This is a genomic window from Streptomyces sp. (assembly GCF_019510245.1).
Classification (GTDB): Bacteria; Actinomycetota; Actinomycetes; order Streptomycetales; family Streptomycetaceae; genus Streptomyces.
This window is the reverse complement of record NZ_JAEKKT010000036.1, coordinates 1-6,504: the sequence shown is the minus strand read 5'-3', so window position 1 is coordinate 6,504 and position 6,504 is coordinate 1. Positions and strand designations below refer to the sequence as shown.

At 67.9% G+C, this 6,504-nt stretch carries 8 protein-coding genes and 1 pseudogene; all 9 read right to left on the bottom strand.

Going from position 1 to position 6,504, the window contains the following annotated elements; all coding sequences use genetic code 11:
* The coding region (locus JF597_RS01230) for a helix-turn-helix transcriptional regulator (RefSeq protein ID WP_293987382.1) at window positions 1-262 on the bottom strand (262 nt) is incomplete at its 3' end.
* A gap of 27 nt (window positions 263-289) precedes the next feature.
* Window positions 290-802: a DUF6879 family protein gene (locus JF597_RS01225; RefSeq protein WP_293987379.1), complete on the bottom strand. Its 513-nt coding sequence runs from the start codon at window positions 800-802 to the stop codon at window positions 290-292.
* A complete protein-coding gene (locus JF597_RS01220) occupies window positions 780-1,010 on the bottom strand; it encodes a hypothetical protein (protein WP_293987374.1) in 231 nt (76 codons plus the stop codon). The genes JF597_RS01225 and JF597_RS01220 overlap by 23 nt, the downstream gene beginning before the upstream one ends.
* 466 nt (window positions 1,011-1,476) lie before the next feature.
* Entirely contained in the window at window positions 1,477-1,968 is a 492-nt protein-coding gene (locus JF597_RS01215; protein ID WP_293987372.1) for a hypothetical protein, read from the bottom strand.
* A 122-nt stretch (window positions 1,969-2,090) separates the two neighbouring features.
* A complete protein-coding gene (locus JF597_RS01210; RefSeq protein WP_293987369.1) occupies window positions 2,091-2,564 on the bottom strand; it encodes a hypothetical protein in 474 nt (157 codons plus the stop codon).
* A 202-nt stretch (window positions 2,565-2,766) separates the two neighbouring features.
* The gene (locus tag JF597_RS01205) at window positions 2,767-4,494 is read right to left on the bottom strand and encodes a relaxase/mobilization nuclease domain-containing protein (RefSeq protein WP_293987366.1); all 1,728 of its coding nucleotides are present in this window, start codon (window positions 4,492-4,494) and stop codon (window positions 2,767-2,769) included.
* A complete protein-coding gene (locus tag JF597_RS01200) occupies window positions 4,491-5,162 on the bottom strand; it encodes a MobC family plasmid mobilization relaxosome protein (RefSeq protein ID WP_293987363.1) in 672 nt (223 codons plus the stop codon). Before JF597_RS01200 ends, JF597_RS01205 begins: the two co-directional genes overlap by 4 nt.
* Window positions 5,163-5,293: 131 nt before the next feature.
* A pseudogene (locus JF597_RS01195) lies at window positions 5,294-6,106 on the bottom strand (DUF2637 domain-containing protein).
* 244 nt (window positions 6,107-6,350) lie between these two features.
* A partial coding sequence (locus JF597_RS01190) for a DUF3631 domain-containing protein (protein WP_293987385.1) occupies window positions 6,351-6,504 on the bottom strand: 154 nt, incomplete at its 5' end.

Genomic DNA, 6,504 nt, shown 5'->3' with positions numbered 1-6,504 from the left:
CGACGTACATGCCCTCAATTCCGCGGGCTGTCGAGATGAGGTCCTCTGTTTCGCCCTCGGCGCCACACGCGGAACACCAGGCACGAAGGTCGCGCTCCGAGGGCGCGCGGGTGCCGCTCTCGAAGCGCGAAGCCTTTGATTCGTGCCAGCCCAGGCTCTGGGCCAGAGCTCGCTTGGTGAGTCCGGCCGTTTTCCGGATCTCGGCGAGGCGTTGTCCGAGCGCCTTGCGGGCTTCCCGGACGCTCGAAGATGGTGATGTCATGTCGGTGCGAGGCTGCTGTTCGAACGGTCAGGCCGGCTCGAACCGGGCGTGAGGTGTTGCCCGCTGCCACACGGCCTCGAAGGCCGATTCACAGAGCTTCGCCACCTCCGGGTCCTCCGTGAGTTCCACCTCCATGTTCTCGCCGTCGCCGTCGAAGTGGTTGACGAGGACGAGGCCGGAGTCGAACAGCCAGAAGTCGTTGCCCGGAAGAGCGATGTCGGTCGCGTCGCGCCGCGAGAGCCACCGCACGCCTTCGCCGGCGGCGATGTTCAGTCCGTCCGTCACGTCGTACTCGAAGCGGATGTACTCACTGACCGGTGTCGAGACGACGCGGGCGCGTCGGACCTCGACGCCTCGCGAGGTCGCCTCCGCGACGATGGCGTGCCAGTCGGCCCAGCGCTCGGCGGGGTCGAGGACCTCGCCGGCCTTCCAGTCGATGAAGGCAGGGTCCGACTTCATGTAGGCGTCGCGCATCTCCAGATGGACGGCCGTCCGCCGGCAGTCCCGGAAGAGCTCCTCAAACGTCGGGGGCCTCGTCATCCTTCTTCACCTCCAGGAAGAACTGCGCCATGCGCCGAGGGATCTCCACCACCGACTCGTGACCGGGGATGTCCATCTGCCCGAGGCGCTCGGTGTCCTCCACCTTCCACCCCTGCACGAGGTAGCTGTCCTTCTCCTCGTCGAGGTAGATCGTGGGCGAGCCGCCACTGGGACTCTCCGGGTCCTTGCCGAGCTTACGCAGGGCCATGATGTCCTCCTCGGATACCGGTAACGATCTCTGTGCCAGAGCTTGCCCGCGACTGAGTCCTCAGGCCAGGAGCTTGCCCAAACTTGCCAGAGGCTTCGAGTGGTGCCCCAAGCTGAGAACCTCGGCCCGCGAGGCCCTGATGGGCTCGCCGCACTAACTGACAGATCGCCGTTGCCGCATAAGGCGAGCGCGTGGAATTCATCGCGCACGCGGAGCATCAGGGATACCGAGTCCATGACCGAAGTACCTTGGAGCATGTCTGTCAATCCCCATCATGCACATCGCGATCACCCGCACTAATGACCACGAACCGCAGCCGGGTTGCCCGCAATTGAGACCCGCTCCCAGGCGGCAGACCGGTGATTTTCGGAGAAGAACGGCCAGTTACACGTGTGCCCGTCCTGCGAGCACCGCCGCCACCACTGACCCGAAGGCCATCCCCTGCGCGAGCGCGCCGAGCCCTGTATCAGTTATCGCTCAGGTCGATGAGTACGTCGGCGTGCGGGTCATCGGACGGGCGATGCAGGTGGGGATTGTTCAGGTACCCCGGAGACTGAACAGCCCCCAGCAAACCGAGCCCAGTACGTGGCAGTGGCACATCCACCCCCCAGACTTGCCGTTCAGGCGAGTTGACATAGAGGCGGAGCGTATGTGCCGGACGCATCAGGAACCCGAGCAGGAACGGCTCACCCTCCTCGCCTTCCTCGTACGCCTCAGCCAACTGCCGCAGCACCTCCACCGCCTGTGCCCCCTCGCCCAGAGGCGCAGGCGGGATCTTCTCCACATCCAGGCTCACGTGGTTCATGCCCATCACGTCTTTCACCTTGGAGCTGGAATACAGCTGCAAGCCGCTCACCACCTGCGCGAGCGCACCCGGGATCGCCGCAGGCAGCATCCCGAACGGAAGCTCATACAGGAAGTCGATCCCTTCCGTCTCTTCACCGCAGTGCACGGCCACCCGCAGCCCCTCCGGCCAAGGCGGACAGCCCCGCACCCATGCATACGGCGCGAAAGGACATGCGGTGTAGTGCAGGAGAAGACGACACAAAGCCGCCTGCTCCTGCCTCCGCTCAGATGCGGTTAGAGCTTCGCCCATGCCGGACACTTGTTCCCTTGCTGGTTGTGGCAGTACGCCGTGATGACGCCGATGGTGCTTCCCCTCCCGGCGTCGTACTTGCCATCGAGGCTCTTCCTGGCCTGCCACACCACGACGGTGATCTTGACCTGGCGAGGACGGGGAACACCGGTCTCGAACTCGACGGCATCGTATTCGAGCTTTCGCCCCTGCTCAGATTTACGGTCCACCTCGCCGTGCAGGGCAGCGTAGAGAGTAGAGCACTTCTTGATGTTGTGAGGCCCGCTGAAGTGCTTCCAGCCAAACTCGGAGTTCCCGTAGCGGGCGACGATCTTCCGGTCATCGGGGTCTTTGGTTTCGCACTTGACCCGGTGGTCCCATGGGTGTGGCTGGGCAGGCATCGGCGCGGCGTGCGCGGTTCCGAAGAGAGTCGTGGCACTGATGAGGGCGGTGGCCGCGAAAGTGCTGATCTTCTTCATGGGCATGATCAAAACAGGCCCATCTGGCAGTTGATAGACCAATCTGAGACAGATTGGCGCGCACAGATCGAAGCCGACGTCGCTGACAAGGCCCGCGGCGAATGGCGACCATTGGCCCGCCTGCCAAAACCTCCGCGTCGGCTTGTGCTTGTGGTGATTCAGGGCGGGTCGGCAGGTGGTGCTCGGGGCACGGCATGTGTGCTCACCGCGACCGGTGAGTCCGGGACGGGGCCCCTGTGGACGTGGGGGTTGTCCCGGCGGTGGCTCGCGCGGTGGGCGGGACGTGGGTGATGCGGGAGCTGCGGGCTCGGGCGGCCTGTGCTTGAGGGCTGGGCGCGTGCCGGTCGCCGAGACGTTGGATGCGCCAGGTGAGGGTCCTGGCAGGTGAGGTGGCGTCATCCAACGAACGCTGCCGGGCTGCGTGGTGCAGGAGTTGGGCCGGATCGTGTCCGACTGCCTCGGCGGTGGCGAGGGTGGCGGCCAGAGCCTCCCAGGCAGACTCGGCGAGGATCTGCTCGGCGTGGACGGGAACCGCGTCGCGCACGTGTTGGGCATACCGGCGGACGGTGTTCGCGGGAGGCTTGTGACCGACCAACTCGGCCAGAGGCCCGGGAGCCGCCTGGTCGTAGGCAGCGCGGAGGTGGGCCAGGGCTTGGCGGGCGGCGGCGACCTGGCGGTCGTGGTGCTGCACCGCGTTGCGGCACTGGACGGCGGTGGCGACGAGGATGGCGGCGTCCAGGAGCATCGCCAGACCGCTGCCGTCGGTGGGCTGATGTCGCATGGCCTTGATCGCGCCACGCAGGGCGCGGGCGTGCGAGTGGTCGACGCGCGCTCGTGTGTGGGCGGCGTACTCGAAGGCGACGGCGGCCCGACGGAGTTCGGCCCTCAAATGGGCGGGGGCGTACAGAGGCAGGGCATAGAGGACTTCACCGAAGGCGGCCATGTGCGCCTGAGTGACGGCGGCGGGGCTGTGGTCGATGTGGTGCGGGATGCGTTCGGTGCAGGTGGCGGCCTGATGCCACGGGTTCGGTCGACGTCCGGCGGTTGGGGCTTCCACTGCGGTGACTTCGGCGGTCACAAGGCGCTGTCGGATCTTGGGCAGGGAGAGGTCAGTGGCGAGGCTGGAACCGGAGTAGAAGACGGGCTCGCCGTCGGCGTTGGTGTCGCCGGGCAGGGCGACCTTGTAACCCTGCAGGTCGCCGGAGGGGAGGGTCCTGGTTTCGACCTGGAGGCCAGCGTCGGCGAGCAGGTTGAAGAACTCGTCCAGGTCCTCGGCGCGGGTAAGCACCGTGCGTACGACGTGGCGGAGTTCCTCACGCACCGTCGTGGTGCGGCCGGTGCGCTTGGCCTTCTCCTGCTCAGCGCGGGTGGAGCGCTTGGCAGCCGGAGTTTCGGCGGCGGCCTGGCGCCCGCGCGGGATGCGCGTGAGTCCGAGCTCTTTCTCGATCGAAGTGAGTTCGGTCATGGCGCGGTGGTAGTCGTTCCAGTTGCGCGGCGGTCGCAGGTCGCCGCGCACCTTGGTGGCGACGATGTGGATGTGATCGTCCGCGTGACGCACCGCGATCCAGCGGCAGCCGTCCGGATCCCCGTCTGGGGCGATGCCGGTGGCGTGCACGATGCGGCGCGCCACCCCTGCCCATTCGGCGTCGGTGAGGATGCGGTCCTCAGGTGCTGCGCGGAGAGAGCAGTGCCACACGTGCCCGGCGGGGGCGTGGTCGCCGGCCTGCCTGACGCGCAGGTCGAGGGCCTTGACGAGCTGGTCCATCCGCTCGTTGTGGCCGAGGCTGTCTTCTGGGCCGGGGTCGGGCACGAAGCCGTCCCAGGAGGCGACGATGTGCTGGTCGGTGTGCACGGTGGCGGTACCCGGCCCGAAGAGGTACCTCAGCACGCCTCGGGTGTAGCTGCCCGGTTTGACGATGTTCGCGATCACGCGCGGCCCGCCCTCTGCCCGGAGGCCCGGAAAGCGGCGTCGTCCACGGCCTTCACCGCGTCCTGGGCAGTGGACAGGAGGCGTTCTGCCCGCTCCAGGACAGCGGCGTCCACAGGGTGTGGATCACCGTCGGAGTTGAGACGGCGCGCTATCTGGTTGACGTTGGTGCCGATCCGGGCGATCTGGTTGCGCAGCGCCGCAAACTCGTCGATCACGTCGTCGTAGACCGTGCGCTGGTCGGGCAGGTGCGTCTCACCGTTGACGAAGGCCATGACGACCGCGCCGACCAGGTGGGCGCCGGCGATGCCCAGCACCTTGGCCCTGGCCACGATCGCGGCCTTCTCGTCGTCGCTGTAGCGGGCATCGACACGGGCATCGCGACGGCCGTCGTCACAACGCTCACGGCGGCGCAGGACACGGTAGAGCGCGGCTTCATCGGCAGCGCGCACGGCGGCTGGCTGCTGCTCAGCGGCGACATCTTCGCCCACCCCCGACTCCTGCTCCGGCGCGCCCTCGCCCCGGAGTTGCTCCTCCGCCACCCCCGGGGCGGAGGAGCCCGCGTCGGACCGGCCCATGGACGGTCCAACGCCATTGCTTGCTGGCGTGGTGGCCGAGGTGTTGATCACCGCCTGCTGGTAGGTGGGCAGTTCGTCGTGCGGCTCGCGCATGGGAGGTATCTCCGTGGTGCTGTGCTCGGGTTCCGAGTTGGGCTGCGTGCTGCCTCGGGCGTGGCTAGGCCCGGAGTTCGGCGGGCTACCGGAAGTCGTTCCGGACTTCCGGTAGCCCGGGTCTGCGGACGTCAGACGGAGGAGGCGACCGAGGCTGACGCATCCTCGTGTTCGTCGGCGAGGATGTTGATCACCTTTTGCAGGCGATCATTGGAGACCTTGCGTCCCTGTACCTCCCGGATTTCCTCTGCAATCGCGTCTCGGTCGACCTGGCCGACGCGCTCGACTACCGGGCGGCCCATGGCCACCAGCTCTTCGAGCGAGGCGTTGGGCGGTCGACCGGCACGCCGAGGAGGCGGCGCGGTCCGTGCCGGAATCTCGCCGTCGGAATCCGGTTCGGCGGAGACGGCTGTACGGGCCGCGAGGTCACGGCTGATTTCCGGCGGAGCCGGAGGACAAGCGCCGCCACTGTCGTTGGCGCGGTGATCTCCAACCGCTTCGATCCCGATCGCGCTTCCTGGTTGCTGGGGAGGCGCTGGGTGCCGTCGGATGACGATGTAGAGGTGGACGGCACCGGCCAGGGCAAGCGGGGCGACGGCGGACAGGATGCCCACGGTGAGATCGTCGAGCCGGAGGCCATCGCCGTTTGGGGCCTGCTAGTTGAGGCGGACAGCGTGGAGGGCGTTGGCCCAGATGCTCGTCACGGTGGCCGCGCCGACGAGTCCCCACACGTAGACGCGGGAGCGCAGCGGGGCGGTGCGCAGCATGAGCAGGGCGCCGACGCCGATGGCGATGAAGCCGTCGATCACGAGTGGGAAGGCGTAGGTGAGCACCCCGCGGACGTGGATGGCGACGGCCATCTGGCGCAGGGCGTCGTAGGAGAGGGCGAAGGCGAACGCGGCGAGCAGGGCGATGCCGACGCGGATCGCGGCGGTGCCCGGTATCGCGGAGGGCGCGGTGGAGGTGGGGGAGGTCAAGCCGAGGCACTCCAGGAGAGGTGGGGCTGCGGCGATCACCGGCAGGCGGTAAGCGGCGGTCGCCGTTGAGGTGTGATGACTCGTCCCACTCGTTGCGTACCTGGTCAGAGCAGGTACGAGTGGGCTCGTGATGTCGGGACGACTCGTTGCGGGCCGTTCACTCGTCCCCGCGCTGACCTGCGCAGGGACGAGTGCGACGAGTCGGAGCGGGTCAGGCTGCGGCGCCGGGCACCGGCCCAGCACCGGGCCGGGCGGGCTCGGCCGGAGGGTTCGGCTCCGGGCAGTAGCGGGCCCAGGTGTCGAGGAACTGGTTGCGCGCGAAGCCCTTGGCCTGGGTGCCGTCGGGGAAGCGGCGGTTGGCCGAG